The 16716-nt window shown below is 67.3% G+C and carries 13 protein-coding genes; 2 read left to right on the top strand and 11 right to left on the bottom strand.

The genetic code is table 11. The features are described from left to right. Positions 1 to 73 precede the first annotated feature (73 nt). The 5 genes from AB4Y36_RS09360 to AB4Y36_RS09340 all read right to left on the bottom strand — a co-directional run bounded on the left by AB4Y36_RS09360 (position 74) and on the right by AB4Y36_RS09340 (position 5466). A complete protein-coding gene (locus AB4Y36_RS09360) occupies positions 74 to 1099 on the bottom strand; it encodes a 2-dehydro-3-deoxygalactonokinase (RefSeq protein WP_368682807.1) in 1026 nt (341 codons plus the stop codon). Beyond that, positions 1096 to 2043: an IclR family transcriptional regulator gene (locus tag AB4Y36_RS09355; protein ID WP_368605879.1), complete on the bottom strand. Its 948-nt coding sequence runs from the start codon at positions 2041 to 2043 to the stop codon at positions 1096 to 1098. The genes AB4Y36_RS09360 and AB4Y36_RS09355 overlap by 4 nt, the downstream gene beginning before the upstream one ends. Before the next feature lie 500 nt (positions 2044 to 2543). Then, positions 2544 to 2933: a RidA family protein gene (locus tag AB4Y36_RS09350; RefSeq protein ID WP_069269146.1), complete on the bottom strand. Its 390-nt coding sequence runs from the start codon at positions 2931 to 2933 to the stop codon at positions 2544 to 2546. Between the two features lie 84 nt (positions 2934 to 3017). After that, positions 3018 to 4499: an amidohydrolase family protein gene (locus tag AB4Y36_RS09345; RefSeq protein ID WP_368682806.1), complete on the bottom strand. Its 1482-nt coding sequence runs from the start codon at positions 4497 to 4499 to the stop codon at positions 3018 to 3020. Between the two features lie 34 nt (positions 4500 to 4533). Further along, positions 4534 to 5466, bottom strand: coding sequence for a MurR/RpiR family transcriptional regulator (locus AB4Y36_RS09340; protein ID WP_368605878.1), 933 nt, complete (start codon positions 5464 to 5466; stop codon positions 4534 to 4536). Between the two features lie 127 nt (positions 5467 to 5593). Between AB4Y36_RS09340 and AB4Y36_RS09335 the strand changes: the two genes are divergently transcribed. Next, positions 5594 to 6874: an amino acid deaminase gene (locus AB4Y36_RS09335; RefSeq protein ID WP_368682805.1), complete on the top strand. Its 1281-nt coding sequence runs from the start codon at positions 5594 to 5596 to the stop codon at positions 6872 to 6874. A gap of 23 nt (positions 6875 to 6897) precedes the next feature. On the opposite strand, the gene AB4Y36_RS09330 is transcribed toward AB4Y36_RS09335, so the two are convergent. After that, positions 6898 to 7374: a MarR family transcriptional regulator gene (locus AB4Y36_RS09330; protein ID WP_342949490.1), complete on the bottom strand. Its 477-nt coding sequence runs from the start codon at positions 7372 to 7374 to the stop codon at positions 6898 to 6900. Between the two features lie 74 nt (positions 7375 to 7448). After that, a complete protein-coding gene (locus AB4Y36_RS09325) occupies positions 7449 to 9044 on the bottom strand; it encodes an MDR family MFS transporter (protein ID WP_368682804.1) in 1596 nt (531 codons plus the stop codon). A 123-nt stretch (positions 9045 to 9167) separates the two neighbouring features. On the opposite strand from AB4Y36_RS09325, the gene AB4Y36_RS09320 reads away from it, so the two are divergent. Then, positions 9168 to 10043 carry an EcsC family protein gene (locus AB4Y36_RS09320; RefSeq protein ID WP_342949492.1) on the top strand — a complete coding sequence of 292 codons (876 nt, stop codon included), beginning with the start codon at positions 9168 to 9170 and terminating at the stop codon, positions 10041 to 10043. Here AB4Y36_RS09320 and AB4Y36_RS09315 read toward each other — a convergent pair. From AB4Y36_RS09315 to AB4Y36_RS09300, 4 genes are all read right to left on the bottom strand, one after another. Beyond that, entirely contained in the window at positions 10013 to 10981 is a 969-nt protein-coding gene (locus AB4Y36_RS09315) for an alpha/beta hydrolase (protein WP_368605875.1), read from the bottom strand. The genes AB4Y36_RS09320 and AB4Y36_RS09315 overlap by 31 nt on opposite strands. A 143-nt stretch (positions 10982 to 11124) precedes the next feature. Continuing rightward, positions 11125 to 11559 (bottom strand): CHRD domain-containing protein, encoded by a 435-nt coding sequence (locus AB4Y36_RS09310; RefSeq protein WP_368618162.1) that lies wholly within the window; start codon positions 11557 to 11559, stop codon positions 11125 to 11127. After that, positions 11556 to 11906 carry a hypothetical protein gene (locus AB4Y36_RS09305; protein ID WP_368682803.1) on the bottom strand — a complete coding sequence of 117 codons (351 nt, stop codon included), beginning with the start codon at positions 11904 to 11906 and terminating at the stop codon, positions 11556 to 11558. The genes AB4Y36_RS09310 and AB4Y36_RS09305 overlap by 4 nt, the downstream gene beginning before the upstream one ends. Before the next feature lie 240 nt (positions 11907 to 12146). After that, positions 12147 to 16712, bottom strand: a complete 4566-nt coding sequence (locus AB4Y36_RS09300; protein WP_368682802.1) for a transporter substrate-binding domain-containing protein — start codon at positions 16710 to 16712, stop codon at positions 12147 to 12149. Positions 16713 to 16716: the final 4 nt, after the last annotated feature.

The following is a 16716-nucleotide window of genomic DNA, read 5'->3' as shown; positions in this document are numbered from 1 at the left end:
CTGGCTTCCTGTTGCCTGGCTTCGTGTCTGGTTCGGTTCAGCGGGTTCGATTCATCGGCCCATCGGTGCGCACTTAGCGCGGCGTGACGAGGCCGGCCTGCACGGCGATGCGCCAAAGCCCGTGTTCGGTCGCCTGGCGCACGAGATGCGCGCCGCTGCATCCGAATGCGGCAAGCGCCATGCGGTAACGCTCGCACAGCGCCTCGGCGCCGATCAGCTGCGGCGCGCAGCCGGCGAGCGCCACGTCGCGCCGCGCCAGCGCCGCTTCGAGGCCCGCCAGCTCATGGCCGATCACGAGGCCCGATAGATAGTCGGGCTGCCCGTCGGCGGCGAGCTGGGCCGTGAGGCCGAGCGTGCGCGTGCTGAACGCGGTGGCCAGCAGTCCCACGCAGCCCTGCTCGCGCGCCACGCTCACGCCGCGCAGAAACGCCGCGGTGTCGGGCTCGACGGGATGCTTCATCGTGCGGCCGAGGATCGTATGCGCGCACAGCGCCGCGTAGACCTCACCCGTCATGAAGGTATAGAAGCGCGCAATGCGCTCGCCCTCCACCACCACCCATTTCGCGTGCGTGCCGGGCAGTCCGACTAGCGCCGTTTGCGGCTCGGCATCGTCACCCGCTGCGCCGAGCGCGCCAAAGATTTGCGTTTCCTCGCCGCGCATCACGTTGGGCAGCGCACCCGGCTCCAGCACGCCCGGCACCACGGCGACTTCGGCGCCGCATGCGGCGCGCACGCGCACGATGCCGGCCACCAGCGCCTGAGCGCTCGCGGGCGTTTCGACATACGGCGCCTGCACCCAGCCCTGGGCGCTGCCGACCATCCCCGCGGCCAGCACGGGCAGCGAGGGGGCTTGCGCGAGCCACACGCCGCACGCTTCGTCGAAGGCGGCGTCGAAGCCGCCTTCTTCGGCGGGCACGGGCAGGTTCATGATTCCCGCCGTCGAAACGCGCGTGGCGATCACTTGGCCCGCCGCATCGAACAGATACGCACGCAGCGAGGTCGTGCCCCAGTCGAGCGCGATGAGCGCGGCTTCGCGAGCGATCGCGGCGTCGCCGGCATCGATCGCCGCGCCGCTTACAGGCTTCTCGCGTGCTTTCATCGACGAATCCTGCGCGTGGTGGGCTGCGGCGCACGCCAGCCCAGTTCCTGCGAAATCGCGCGTGCCTCGCGCTGCACGACGGGAATCAGTTCGTCCATGCGCTCGAGCGGCATGTAGGGAATCGTGCTCGCCACCGAAAGCGCCGCCACGATCGCGCCGGAAGCGTCGCGCACGGGCGCCGCCACGCAGCGGATCGAAATTTCGTTCTCCTCCAGATCGAACGTGTACCCGCCCGCCGAATAAGTCGCCATGCGCTTGAGGAAGGTATCGGGTTCGAGGCTGTGATCGGGACGGAAGCTCACGCCGGCGAGCGTGCGGCGCGAAGCGTCGAACAGGTCGCGCCACGATTGCGGCGCGAGGTCGAGCATCATCGCCTTGCCGATGCCCGTCGACGCGAGCGGCATGCGGTGCCCCACCCGCGAGCGCATTTCGAGGCCCCGCTGGCCGGGAATCTTGTCGATGTACAGCACGTCGTCGCCGTCGCGCACGCCGAGGTGGATCGTGTCGAGCGTTTCGTCGGCGAGCGCCTGCAGATGCGGGCGCGCAACGGCCGTGAGCGGCATCTGCTCGAGTGCGATGGTGCCGAGTTCGATGAGCTTCGGCCCGAGCAGGTAGCCGCCCTGCACCTGGCGCAGATAGCGCGCCTGCACGAGGCTCGAAACGAGACGGTGCGTGGTGCTGCGCGTCGTGCCGAGCACCGCGCCGAACGAGCGCAGGTCGCGTACGCCGGCGGCGGCCGCTTCGAGGATCGCGAGGCCGCGCAGGAGCGTCTGGGTGCCGGCCTGCTGCATCGAGCCGTCGAGCAACGTGCTCGCGACGCCGATTTCATCGGCGGCGGGGCGGGCTTTCGGCTGCGCTTGCGCGGAGGTTGCCGCGGCGTTTTTTGCGGGCGCGGCCTCGTCGGGGAGATTCGCGGCGAGTGTGGAAGACATCGCTTTGTTCATGGCGAGGGCGATGAAAAGAGACGATCGAAAGGCGCGTGCCGTCAGGCGGCGCGCGAACCGTGCTTCGGGAGACGGCCCGCCGCGCGGGCGGCCGGGACTCGGACAGGTAGCGGCGGGCGGCGCGTGGCCGCGCAAAGCGCTGGCTGAAGCATGGCGAACGTCTCCTTTGCGGTCCGGTTCGCTCCGCGTGTTACGCGTGCGCCGGATTTATCTGGGTCTGCCGACGATGTCTGCCGCGCTGTGACAGTCGCGGCTTATCGGATGGACTGATTGTAGGCAGGTTTTTTCGAGTTCTCCAATATGTGATTGGGTCGCTCATATATTGGGAAAATAGACATATGGGAGTGCCATCTGCCGAATGCCTAATGAGGGACAGAATTCAGCACGGAAAAGCCCGTCGGCATGACCAGCAAGAAAAAACGGCTGCCGGATGATTCCGGCAGCCGTTTCGTGCGGCACTCAATGAGGCTTTCGCGTATCGCTCGCCAAAAGCCGCGCCCTTACTTCCCCGCCGGCGCCTTGTAAGCCACGCAGTCGACTTCGACCTTGCAGTCCACCACCATGCTCGACTGCACACAGGCGCGTGCGGGCGGATGCTCGCCGAAGTACTCGCGGAACACCTTGTTGAACGAGGTGAAGTCACGCGCGTCGTCGAGCCACACGCCGCAGCGCACCACGTGCTCCGCGCCATAGCCCGCTTCCTTCAGGATCGCGAAAAGATTCTGGATGGCCTTGTGCGACTGCTCGACGATCCCGCCGCTGATCACTTCGCCGCCTTCCATCGGCGTCTGGCCCGAGACGTACAGCCAGCCGTCGGCTTCCACGGCGCGCGCGAACGGCAGATGCTGTCCGCCCTGGCCCTTGCCGCCTTCCGCTCCAATTCGTTTCATCGTTTGCTCCTTTGAGATCGTACGGCGCGCGCAGCTTTTTGGGCCGCGTACGCCGGGGGTCGAAATTCGATAGATAAAGTCGGTTTAGAAGGCCGTCGCCTCGGCCTGCGCCTCGCGTTTGCCGCGCGCGACGAAGTGACCCGCGCGCTCGCCCGTGGGTTGCCCGTCGCGATACGAAAGCACGCCGTTCACCCATACCGCGTCGATGCCCTCGGCCACCTGCTGCGGCTTCTCGAACGTCGCCGCATCGCGCACGCGCGTCGGGTCGAACAGCACGAGGTCGGCGTGCCAGCCCACATGCACCTCGCCGCGCTGTGAAAGGCCGAAGCGCCGTGCCGAAAGGCCCGTCATCTTGCGCACCGCTTCTTCGAGCGGCAGCAAGGCCGCGTCGCGCGCGTAGTGGCCGAGCACGCGCGGAAATGCGCCCCACAGGCGCGGATGCGGCAGCGGATCGTTGGGCAGTCCATCCGAGCCGACCATCGTGGCCGGATGCGAAAGAATGCGGCGCACGTCGTCTTCGGACATGTTGTGGTACACGGCGCCCGCCGGCTGCAGACGCTTGCCCGCTTCCTGCTGCGACACGCCCCACCCGGCCGCGATGTCCTTGATGAGCTTGCCCGCCTGCTCCGGGTGCGGCGTGGACCACGTGATGGTGATGTCGATGTCGCCCGTCACCTGCTTGAGATCCAGCGTCGACGAGCTGCGGCTATACGGATAGCAGTCGCACCCGACCGGCTGATACTTGCGCGCGCTTTCGAGCGACGCGAGCACCTCCGTGCTGCGCCCCCAGTTGGACGGGCCCGCGCACTTCAGATGCGAGATCACCACCGGCACGCGCGCATGCTGGCCGATGTGGTACGCCTCGTTCATCGCTTCGAGAATCGCGTCGAACTCCGTGCGCATGTGCGTCGTGTAGAGCGCGCCGGCGGCGGCGAGCGGCTGGGCAAGCGAGGCGACCTCTTCGGTCGAGGCCTCGAACGCCGAGCCGTACGCGAGGCCCGTGGAAAGGCCGAGCGCGCCGTGCGCGAGCGCGTCTTCGAGCTGCGCGCGCATCGCCGCGATCTCGTCGCCGGTGGCAGCGCGCTTCAGGTCGTTCATGTGATTGTTGCGCAGCGCCGTATGGCCAATCAACGCGCCGACGTTCACGGCGGGTCTCGCCGCGTTGACGGCGTCGACGTACGCGGAGAACGTCGGATAGCTGAACGCGTCGCGCTCGCCGAGCAGGTTCATCGGGTCCGGCGGGTCGCCCTTGAGCGTCACCGGCGAGGCGCTGATCCCGCAGTTGCCGACCACCACCGTCGTCACGCCCTGGCTGATCTTGGGCAGCATTTGCGGCGCGCGGATCACGTGCGTGTCGTCGTGCGTATGGACGTCGATGAAACCGGGCGCGAGCGCGCGCCCATTGGCCTCGATCACCTCTTCCGCGAGCCAGTTCGACAGGTTGCCGATCGCGACGATGCGTCCGTCGCGCAGCGCCACGTCGCGCTCGACGGGCGGCGCGCCGGTGCCGTCATACAGCATCGCGCCGACGATCAGCGTGTCGGCGGCTTCGGGGTGCGAATGCATACGCGTCTCCTCAGGATGGCTCTTGGTTGGACGCTCAGTCACCGAGCGGCTGGCGTTCGCCGCCGCCGCGATGCGCGTCCAGCGTGTGCTTCATGCGGCGCAGCAACTCGCGGCTTTCTTCGGGTTGCGCGAGCGCCAGTTCGGTCACGAGCACGTCGAGTGCCATCATCATCGCGTAACGCGACGACGACGGCTTGTAGATGAAATCGGTCTCGCTCGCGACGATCGGCACGAGCCAGTCGGCGAGCGCGGCGAGCGGCGAAGCCGGCGCGGTGAGCGCGACGAGCTTCGCGCCGTAGTCGCGCGCGATGCGGCACGCGTCGACGAGTTCGGGCACGCGCCCTGTTACGGAAAGCGCGACGACGACGTCTTCGGGCGAAAGCGTGCTCGCCACCATGCGCTGCAGCAGGCTGTCCTGGTACGAAGCCACCGGGCGGCCCAGGCGCACGAGGCGAAAGCGCATTTCGTCGGCGAGCGCACTCGAGCCGCCGCCCATGCCGAACACGTAGATCATGCGGGCCTGCGCCAGCGCCGCGGCGGCTTGCGCAAACGGCGCCTGGCACAGCAGCTCGTGGTTGCGCGCGAGCGCCGTGTGAATTTCGTCGTAGACGCGCGTGGCGAGCGGTTCGGCTTCGCCGTTCGCGTCGGCGGCGCGCGGCTTGCCCGCGCCTTCGGAAGCGCCAGTTGCCGCACCGCGCAGGAAGCGGTCGCCCACGGCGGCCGCCTGGGCGAGCCGCAGCTTGAGTTCGCGCACGTCGTGGCAGCCCACCGCCTTCGCAAAGCGCGTGACGGAGGCGATGCTCACGCCCGCGCGCTGCGCCAGCTCACCGATGCTCGCCCGCGCGGCGCTGGCAAGATCGTCGAGAATGAGCGCAGCCACGTCGCGCTCGGCGGGACGCAATTCGGGCACGCATTGCGCGATACGCGCGACGATGTCGAAGCGGGCCGGATCGGCGGCGGTGTTCATTGCAGGGAGTCTGTTAATAAATAACAATTCACGAAGCGATGTTACTTTGTGTACTATCTCCAAGTCAACGCCGGTCCTGAAGATGCCGGTGTAGCGGAGCCGCATGAAGCATATGGAGCGAAGGGAAATGAAAGTTACAAACTATCAGAGTGCAACGATCGACCCGAACAGCAAGGGCCTTGGCAACGTACCGGGCGCGAGCGTGCCGCTCGGGGACGCCGGGCGCCTCGAATGGAATTTACTCGAAGAGGACGTGAGCCTGCCCGCTGCGGTGCTGTATGCCAACCGCGTCGAGCACAACCTCAAGTGGATGCAGGACTTCGTCACGCGCTATGGCGTGAAGCTCGCGCCGCACGGCAAGACGACGATGGCGCCGCAGCTCTTTCGCCGCCAGATCGACACCGGCGCGTGGGGCATCACGCTCGCCACGGCGCACCAGACGCGCGCCGCCTACCGCGGCGGCATCTCGCGCGTGCTGATGGCGAACCAGCTCGTGGGCCGCCGCAACATGGCGATCATTGCCGAGCTGCTCAGCGACGCGACCTTCGAGTTCTTCTGCCTCGTCGATTCGGTCGAAGGCGTGGAGCATCTGGGCGAGTTCTTCCGCGCATCGGGCCGCACGCTGCAGGTGCTGCTCGAACTGGGCGTGCCGCGCGGCCGCACGGGCGTGCGCGACACCGACACGCGCAACGCCGTGCTCGCGGCGATCGCGCGCTATCCCGACTCGCTCAAGCTGGCGGGCGTGGAAATCTACGAGGGCATCCTCAAGGAAGAAAGCGAAGTGCGCACCTTCCTGCGCGACGCGCTGAACGTCACCCAGGAACTGGCCGCCGCGGGCCGCTTCGCGCGCACGCCCGCGCTGCTTTCGGGCGCGGGCTCGGCCTGGTACGACATCGTCGCGGAAGAGTTCGCGCCCGCCACGCAGGCGGGCGCGATCGACGTGGTGCTGCGCCCCGGCTGCTACGTGACGCACGACGTGGGTGTCTACAAGCAGGCTCAGTCGCAGATCCTCACGCGCAACCCCGTGGCGCGCGAAATGGGCGTGGCACTGCTGCCCGCGCTACAGCTCTGGGCCTATGTGCAGTCGATTCCGGAGCCCGGCCGCGCCATCATCGGCTTCGGCAAGCGCGACGCCGCGTTCGACGCGGGCTTTCCGGAGCCGTCGCGCCACTATCGCCCCGCGAACGGCGGCGCGCCGCGCGAAGTGGCGGCAAGCGAAGGCTGGGAAGTGTTCCAGATGATGGATCAGCACGCCTACCTGAAGATTCCAGCGGGCGCGGACCTCAAGGTCGGCGACATGATCGCGTTCGATATCTCGCACCCCTGCCTCACGTTCGACAAGTGGCGTCAGGTGCTGATGGTCGATGCGAAATATCGCGTGACGGAAGTGATCGAGACGTTCTTCTGAGCTTGGCGCGCATCGGTGCAGGCTCAGCCCGCTTCGGGCTCGGCCTGCGGAGCCTGCGCGAGCGCGGCCGCCGCCATAGCGGCCTCGCCGATGCGCGCCTCCATCATCCCCAACGCGCTCGACAGCGCCGCGAGCGCATCGTCGGGCAGCGACATCGTCACGTCCAGGAACGCGTTGCGGCGCGGCAGCCCCTCTTCGGTCACGGCGCGGCCGGCGTCGGTCAGCGTCACGTTGGTGATGCGGTTGTCGCGCTCGTCGGCGCGGCGCGCGATCCAGCCGAGCGCCTCCAGCGCTTTCAATTGGCGCGTGAGCGCGCCCGGGTCGACACGCAGCCGCTCGACGAGCCGCTTTTGCGACGACTCGCCGTCCTGCTCGTAAAGCGCGAGCAGAATGCGCCAGCGCGGCAGCGGATGGCCGACCTGCGCCTCGAACGCCGACATGAACGTCCGGTAGGTCCGACCAAACTGCTGCATGACGGCGATGCGATCCTGAATTTCCATGCTTTGTCTTCCTGCCGGCATCATCGCCGCGCGTTTGCCGGGTCCGTGCCGGTGCCCGCCAGGGGCGGAACGTCTCAATCCGCGTGAATCACGGGCTCCAACTTGCGCTGCAGCTTGACGGGCGGCACGCGCCGGGTTTGCCAGATCGACACCACCGCGATCGCCGCCGCCACGGCAATGCCCAGGTGAATCGCGCCCACGAGGGCCTCGCGCGCGGCTTCGAGCAGCGGCGCGCCATTATGCCCGGCGTTGGCGAGATCGGCGATCAGTGAAGCCTGCGCGTCGCGGTTGATGAGGATCTGCGGGTCGGCGAGCTGCGGCAGCCAGTGCGTGGCGTGGTCGGCATCCAGCGCGCGTTGCACGCCGCTCGAGTAGAGCTGCGTGACCATCGTGCCGGTGAGCGCCGTGCCGATCATGCCGCCGATCATCCGCAGCGACTGCAACAGCGCGGTGGCGATGCCCAGATGCTCGCGCCCAGCGGTCTGCTGCGCGAACACCGTGAGGTTCGGCATGACGAAGCCCAAGCCGATGCCAGCCACGATCATGAACGTCATGAGCAGGCCGCGCGGCGTGTTGCGGGTGGCGAGCGCCACGGCGAAGCAGGCCACTGCGAGCATTGCGAAGCCGATGTAGAGCATCAGGTTCGGATTGCGGATGCGCGAGACGATGCGCCCGTTCGCGATACTGCCGATCGTGATGAACACCACGAGCGGCGTGATGACGACGCCCGCTTCCTTCGGCGTCATGCCGAAGCCGCCCTGGAACAGGAGCGGCGCGTAGAAGAGCAGCGAAAACATCGTGAAACCGCCCAGCACGGCGAGCGTGAAAAGCGCATTCAGGCTCGCGTTGCGGAACATGTCGACGGGCAGGATGGCTTGCGGGCAGCGCCGCTCCCATTGCCAGAGCGCCCAGCCGGCCGCCAGCGCAAGGGCGAGCAGGCCGAGGGCCGAAGCGCTGAGACCGTGCCCCGGCAGACGCTCCACGAAAAGCTGCAGACTCCCGAGCGCGACCGCGATGAGGAGCGCACCTGGCCAGTCGAGCCGCATGCGCGCCTCGTGCGCGACGTGGCGCAGATGCGGCAGATACTTCCAGACGAAAAACAGCGAAAGCAGGCCAACGGGCAGATTCACGTAAAACACGGAACGCCAGCCGTAGTACTGCGTGAGAAAGCCGCCGAGCGACGGCCCGACCGCGTTGGCGATACCGAATGCGGAACTCATGAGGACCTGCCAGCGCAGGCGCACGACCGAATCGGGGAAGAGATCCGGAATGCAGGCGAACGCCGTGCCGACCAGCATACCGCCGCCGATGCCTTGCAGCCCGCGCGCAATCACGAGGAACAGCATGCTGTTGGCCGCGCCGCACAGCACGGATGCGGCGGTGAAGACGACGATCGACGCGATCACGAACGGCTTGCGCCCGTAATAGTCGCCGAGCCGCCCGAAAATGGGGACAGTGATGACCGAGGTGAGCAGATAGGACGTGGCGACCCACGCATAAAGCTCGAAGCCGCGCAGTTCGGCGACGATGGTCGGCAGCGCGGTGCCGACGACGGTCTGATCGAGCGCGACGAGCATCGTCACGAACGAGACGCCGAGCATCGCGAGCAGCGACTCCCGGAACGGCAGAACCTGCCCGCTCGAATGGTGGGCGGCGGTATGAACGGCCATTTTTTGATCCAGCAACGGTTGACGCGTCAAAGATTGATCATCATAGCACGGTCCGATCCACTACACTGGGGCGTCGAACGGCGGCGATGCCCTCGCCGTCGTCGCTGAAAATCCGGGAGCGCCATGGAACCCACGACCGAACCGACCGCCGCAGATCCGGCCCGCACGGGCGCCATCGCGGCCTTCACAGAGGCCGATCTCGACGCGCTGCGGCGCGCCAAACATGAGCTCGAAACGCCGCCACTCGGCATGAAGCTCGCAGCGATCGTGGGTGCGCCGGTAGAAAAGCTGATCGCGCGGCTACCCGGCGTCGCGAACGACAAGGTGACCGAGGCGACGCAAGCCGCGCTGCGCAAGTGTCTGCAGCTCGCGCTGAAGACGCTCGGCAAGCAAAGCGCCCTCTCCACGGCCCAAGCGCGCACGAGCGCGAAGCCGAGCAACCTGCTGCACAAGTTCGCGGTGGCGACCACGGGCGCGGCAGGCGGCGCGTTCGGCCTGTTCGCGCTGCCGGTCGAGCTGCCCGTCACCACCACGCTGATGTTTCGCTCGATCTGCGACATCGCGCGTAGCGAAGGCGAGAATCTGGCCAGCACCGACACGCAGCTGCAATGTCTGACCGTGTTCGGCATGGGCGGCCGCTCGGCCGCCGACGACGAGGCCGACTTCGGCTATTTCATCGCGCGCGGCGCGCTCGCGAAGGCGGTATCGGCGGCGTCGTCGGAAATGGCGACGAAGGGCTTCGCCGCACACGGCTCAACCGCGCTCCTCAAGCTCATGCAGACCGTGGCCGCGCGCTTCTCCGTGCAGGTGAGCGAGCAGGTCGCGGCGAAATCGATACCCGCCATCGGCGCGGTGCTCGGCGCCATGGTCAACACCGTGTTCATCGATCATTTCCAGCAGGTGGCGCATGGGCACTTCACCGTGCGCCGGCTCGAGCGCCGCTACGGCGAAGCCGCCGTGCACGCGGCCTATGACGCGATCGATGTCTCGCTCGATTGAGGCGGCTGCGGTTTCTCGTCGCCGCGCGCCGGCACGGGCGTCACGCGGCGCACGAAGCGCGCGGCGACGTCGAGCGTGCGGCGCGCTTCGGGCATGAACGGCGCATAGATCGGCCAGATATGCGGCATGCCGCTGGCAATCTCGCACTCCACCGACACACCGTCGGCGCGCGCGCGCTCGGCGACGCGGCGCGTGTCATCGAGCAGCGTTTCGGAGCTGCCCACGAAGAGGCTGAGCGGCGGCAAGCCGCGAAAGTCGGCATACAGCGGCGACACGTAGGGATCGGTCGCACTGGCCGCGCCGAGGTAAAACGGCGCGATGCGCTCGAATACCGCGCCGCTGAACATGGGATCGCGCCCGTCGTTCTCGCGTATCGAAGCGCCCGTCGCCGCAAGATCGGTCCACGGTGAAAAGAGCACGGCGCCGGCGGGAAGCGCATCGCCTGCGTCGCGCAAGGCGACGAGCGTCGCAAGCGCAAGTCCGCCGCCAGCCGAATCGCCGCCAATCACGATCGAGCCGGGCTGCGTTCCTTGCGCCAGCAAATGGCGGTACGCGGCCATTGCGTCCTCGAGCGCGGCGGGAAAAGGATGCTCGGGCGCGAGGCGATAGTCGAGCGAGAAGACGTCGGCGCCGGCGCGCTTGCCCAGACCGAACGAGATCGCGCGCTGCGAACGCGGCGAGCAGAAGTAGTAGCCGCCGCCATGCAGATAAAGGAGCGTGCGATGCGCGGGCGAGCGCTCGCGGAAGAGCCACTCGCCGCGCATCGGAACATCGGAGGCGTCGTACTGCTCGCGCAGGCGCCAGCCGCTCGGCACGCCCGGCGTCCAGATGCGCCTCGCCGTCAGCATGCGCACGCGCGCTACGTTGATCGACTTGCGCGTTTGCGGCCGGAAGGTGCGGCGCAAGAACCTGCAGATCAGCCTGCTTTGCCAGCTCATCGGCTCAGCCCCTCCGCAGCCCTCAAACTGGCCTCGACCAGCACTCGGCGGCGGTCGGTCGATGGCGTCCCGCAATCAGACTTCGATCGCGGGAATGCGCGGCGCGCACGGTGCGGAGAGTGAGGCGAACGATCGAGGGCCGGTCAATTGGCGGGCAGCACCTGACCGCGAATCTCGCCTGACGGGTTCTGCGCCGTATGAATGTTGAAATACCACTGTCCGCCCATCAGCTGGGTGACCTGCTGCTCGTTGAGCGTGGCGGAGCCCTTGATCGGACTCGCCAGTTCGCCCTTCGGAATCGGTACCTGCACGTTGGCGTTCTGTCCGACCGGCGCCGGGCCGTGGAAGTGCGCGGCGGCAGCCGGGCCGGAAAGGCCTTCATAGGTGATCGTCCAGTTCAGCGTTTTCGTGGACGTGTCGAAGGTGGCGTTGAGCATGCCGTGACCCTGGCTCACGCGCGGCGGGACTTCGCTGGACGGTTCGAGATCGGCCTTAAGGGCAACGGTGTCGGCATACGAGGCGCTGGAGGCAAGGACACACAGAGCGAGAGCGAGCTGCAGCGGACGAAGCAAATTCATGGAATTTCTCCTGTTTTTGTGGCGCGCTGCGCCAGAAGGCGCAAAACCGCGCTCTCACATGCTAGAGCAAATCGGCTGGGCGCGTCCGCTGCGCCGATGTCGGCCCAACGTAAGCTGCGTGCAATAAAAAATGCGCCGCAAGCGACGCCTTGCAACCCAGCTACTCCCTTCCTGCCATCGGGTATTGCCACCGAATACCTGGAAGCGATGGCGAAGAACCGTTCGAGGTGCATGGACGCAACACCGAATTGATTTGCATAGCGAAGTGTCTTGGCGCCATCGTTTGACGAACCACCATTTGACAACGCGCACGTTCCGGCAAAAACACGCTCGTTCATCGATTTCACGGTCGAACCATTTCGCCGCCATGACACCGCGGCAGCAAGCGCGATTACCTGCACTTCCTGTAATAGTTAATTGATCGAAATTGTCTCGATTTCTCGTCGCACGGCGTCTAAGCTACCCAGTGCGAGAAGTGACTCTTCATCGAAGGGTCTCCAAGCTTGAACGCGGCTTCGGCCGCGTTTTTTTTGCCTGTTTTTTTCGCTCTATTGCCCTGCGCCCGTCGATTTCCTGATGTACATCATTCACGCGAGCAGCGCGACCTGCTGCTCGATTCCGACCAGCATCGCCTGGCAAGTGCGGATGAGCGCATAGCCTTCCTCACGCAGTTGACCGGCAGTGTGACCGTTCATATGACCGCGAAACGTCTCGAGCTCCGCGAGCAGCGCAGGGTACTGCAGCACGCCCACCGCACCGGCAAGCCGGTGATGCCATTCGCGCAGGCCCGCGACATCGGCTTGTTCGAGGAGCGGCGGCAAGGCATCCAGGTCGTCGCGCATCGCCGAAACGAACGAGCCGAGCAACGTCTTCACGGTCGCCTCGCCGCCCCAAACCTGGATCATATGCGCGAGATCCAGCGGCTCGAACGCCCGCGCGTTTGCAGGTTTTTCCGCGAGCTTTCCGTCGCGTCCCGGTGAAGGCGACCCGGAAGCCCGCAACGCTGTTTGCCCCGCCCGTTGTCCGTTCGCGCCTGCCTCGCGCACGACTTCGTCCTGCACGGTACGCTGTATGCCCTCCACGCCGAACCAGCGCGCGAGATGCTCGCGCAGCGTGGCCACGCGCGTGGGCTTGACGAGGCAATCGTCCATGCCCGCTTCGCTGCATTGACTCAGGTTCTCGGGCGCCGTATTGGCCGTGATGCCGAGTATCGGCAAGCGCCGCGCGCCGTGCGCCTTCTGCTCCATTTGGCGTACGCGCCGGGCGAGATCGTAGCCCGATACGTTCGGCATATGACAGTCGGTGATCAGGCAGCCGTATTCGCATTCGGCCAGCGCTTCGAGCGCCTTCGCACCGTCGTCGACGACGTCGCAAGCGAACCCGATCAACGCCAGTTGATGGCGGATCAGTTCCTGATTCACGGGATGGTCCTCTGCCACGAGGATGAGGCGGCTAGCAGCGCGTTCCTGCTCGCGATCGGGCGCCGGGAGTGTGGTTTCGACATCGGCGGCAGGACGCGACGGGCTGGCAGCCTTGACCGGCAGCCCCGCCAGCGCCAGCGCGCAAACGGCGCTCAAGCCCCGCCAGGATAACGGGTTGACGCTCACGCGCACGCCGCTCTCGACGACGCGATAACCGCTTGGCTTCGGGTTGTCCGTCAGACAAAGCACAGGCACACCGGGTTTGCCCAACTGCTCGGCCAGCGCTTCCGACACGAACACCAGATCGGCCTCGTCCGCGCTTACGGCGCGGGCGAGGTCCGCTGGCGCGGCGCGACGCATTTCCATACCGAGCGCCGAGCCAAAATGCATCAATGCGGCGGCGATGCTCGCGTCCTCGCACGCCACGAGCGCGCGCTTGCCGCGCAGCCCGGCGGCCGTGCCGCTACGCACTTCCACGGGCAATTCGATATGCAGCGTCAGACAGGTGCCGCGATCGACTTCGCTGTTCAGTTCGAGCGTGCCGCCCATCAGCGCCGCGAGCTTGCGGCAGATCGTGAGGCCGAGCCCCGTGCCGCCGAAGCGTCGCGTGGTCGAAGTCTCGGCCTGCACGAACGGCTCGAAGAGCTGCGCCTGCGCTTCGGGCGCAATGCCGATGCCAGTGTCGGCCACCGCGATCGACAGCCGCTGGCAGGCAGGCGCGCCTCCGCGGACGCCGATATCGCACGCGCTAAAGTGCACGCTCACTTCGCCTGCTGGTGTGAACTTGATCGCATTGCTGAGGAGATTGAAGAGGATCTGCCGTAGCCGCACACTATCGCCGCGCAACTGCACCGCGACGTCCGGCTCGACATCCACGCGCACCTTCAGCCCCTTCTCGTGCGCACGCGCGGCCAGCAGCCCAACGGCGTTGTCGACGAGTTCGCGCACGTCGAACGGCTGCGAGTCGATGACGAGATGGCCGGCCTGGATCTTCGAGTAGTCGAGCAGGTCGTCGAGGATTTGCAGCAGCGCCCCCGCCGATTCGTGCACCATGTCGACCATCTGCGCCTGGTCCGGGTTCAGGGGCGTACGTTCGAGCACCTCGACGAGACCCAGCACGCCGTTCATCGGCGTGCGGATCTCGTGGCTCATCATGGCGAGAAAATCGTCCTTCGCACGAGAGGCCGCCTCTGCGATATCGCGCGCACGCTCGAGTTCGTCGGCCCGCGCGTGCTCGACGCTCGCATCCAGCGCATAGCCGCTCCACACGATCGCGCCGTCTTCGGCACGGCGCGGCGCGAACTCTGCGCGCACCCACACGAATCCGGCCGCGCCCTGAAAGCGGAACTCGGCGTGCACGGGTATGAACCGGCGCGCGGAGCGTTCGAGCCGCGATGCAAGGCGCGCGCGGTCTTGTCGCCCCACCCGCGAGAGATCGACCGAATGCGCGCGGCGCAGCTCCTCGACGGTATCGCCGAGGAGCTGCTGCGTGTCGCCGCCAATGTACGGAAACGAGTAGCGGCCATCGGGCGAGCGGCGCAACTGGAATACGATCGCGGGCAGCGAACCCGTCACCTCCGAAAGAAGCCGCTCCGATTCGCGCTCGCGCAACTCGGCGCGGCGAATGTCGGTGACATCGATCATCGTGCCGAGCACGCAGAACGGCGCGCCTTGCAGGTCGCGGCACAGCCGTGTCCAGAAAATGCCATGACGCGCCTCCCCGAGCGCGTCCTCGAACGTCAGTTCGACACGCTGGCTCTCCCCCTCGACGATCGTGAGCCGGTAGAGATCGTCCATGCGGCGGCTGTTTTCGGGCCCCCACGCCATCACGGCCGAACCTGTGCGCCCCAGCACCCTGGCGCGCGCGAGACCCGTCGATTCTTCGTAGGCGCGATTGATCGCGAGATAGCGGTTTTCGAGATCCCGTGCACCGAGCGGATACGGGATCATCTCCATCATCGTGTCCTGCAGTTCCACCTGGCGCGCGAGCACCTGCTCCGCGCGCCGCCGCCGGTGCATTTCTCGCTGGAGCAGCACGTAGGCGCGCAGCGTGACGAGCAGCAGCACGCCGAACACGATCAGGAGCGGCAGCAGCCGCAGCGCGTTCACGCTCCAGCCCCCGGCCCGAGTGGCGACGGCAGCGGTCCAGCGATTGCGGATACGCTGCTGTTCGACGGGCGGCATCGCGTCGAGCGCGCGATTGATGAGCCGCGCGAGCGGGGCAAGGTCGCAGCGCACGGCAAATGCCGTCGAATCGTCGACACCCACCGCTCCCAGCACCTTCAGCGTGTCGAGATAGGTGCCGCTGAGCGGCTCGTCGAGCGCGGCCGCGTTGCCCACCAGCACGTCGGCCTCGTGGCGGCCGATCATTGCGAGCCCCGCGTCGAGGCTGGCGGCGCGCACGAGCTGCGTACCCGGCAACGCCTGCATGGCCGGCGTATGCGGCGCCAACACGATGCGCCGGCCCGCAAAGTCGGCAAGCGAGCGCGCCATCGGCTCGTCGCGGCGCCCCACCATGACGAGCGGATAGTGCTCGAACGCTTCCGTGTACGCTACGCCTGTGCCGAACACGCCATCGCCGACCGAGGTTGCGGCGAGCGCGATCTCGCCACGCTGCATTGCGTCCCCGGCGCTCGTCCAGGGAGAAATCGGCACGCGCTCGAAGGTAACGCCGAGGGTGCGCCCCAGATAGCCGAGATAGTCGACGGCCATGCCCGCCGGCTCGCCAGCCTTGTTCGTGAAGCTGAACGGGAGCCAGCCGCTGTCGTAGCCCACTTTCAGCGGCGACAAGGCGCGCAGCCACGCGCGCTCGTCAGCGCCCAGGCTGAACCCGGGCGGCGACGCCTGTGCTGGCGCGTCGCCTTCGAACCAGCGCGCCCGCTCGGCCGCCGCCGCGGCAGGCCGCACGCCAGCGAGCAGAAGGTCCAGCCGGTCACGCAGGTCCGACCTCGAGACCGGCACGGCGTAACGCAACTCGCGCAAGCGCTCGCGCTCCGCGAAGGCGACGCGCAGATCCCGGAATTCTTCGAGCGTGAGCTGATCGCGCGCCACGGGCGAAAAACCTGCATAGACGTCGGCCTGACCCTGAGCGACGGCGCGCAACGCTGCCTGCGTGCTCGCGAAGGTTTCGAAGCGCGCCTGCGCGAAACGCTCGCGCAATACCGATTCGAGGGCCTCGTCGCGCTCGACCGCAAACGTCGCACGCGCGAGGCGCGCCGGCTGGGTCGCGAGCGCAGTATTCCCGGCACGTGTGACAAATGCCGTGGTGCCGCTCAGATACGGCACCGTGAAAGCGAGACAGCGCTCGCGCAACGGTGTACGCGCGACGCTCATCACGATGTCGACATCGCCTGCGCAGGCCGCCGCGAGCAACGCCGGCATGCCTGCGAAGACGCGCGGCTGAAGCTTGACGCCAGCACCGGCGAGAAGGCGCAGATAGTCGGCGCTGAAGCCCGTGAGCGTGGCGCCGTCGAGCACCTCGAGCGGCGGCCGCCCGCCCTCCACCACGCCGACGACGAGCTCTCGCGGCAACGTCGGGGCGACCTGCCGCGAGAGTTCGACGCCCTCGTTTGTCTGCTCACACGACGTCGCGGCGCTCGCTGCCGCGGAAAACGCGAGCACCCATGCCGCAGCGAGCGCGCCGAAGCAGGCGAACACGCACGCGAGTCGGCGCGCCCGCCACGTTGCAGCCGGGCGCGCGCGAAGACGGAAGATGCGGTGAATCGACTTCATCGGC

Source organism: Paraburkholderia sp. BR10936 (assembly GCF_040965735.1).
GTDB lineage: Bacteria > Pseudomonadota > Gammaproteobacteria > Burkholderiales > Burkholderiaceae > Paraburkholderia > Paraburkholderia nodosa_A.
This window is presented reverse-complemented; position numbering and strand designations above follow the sequence as displayed.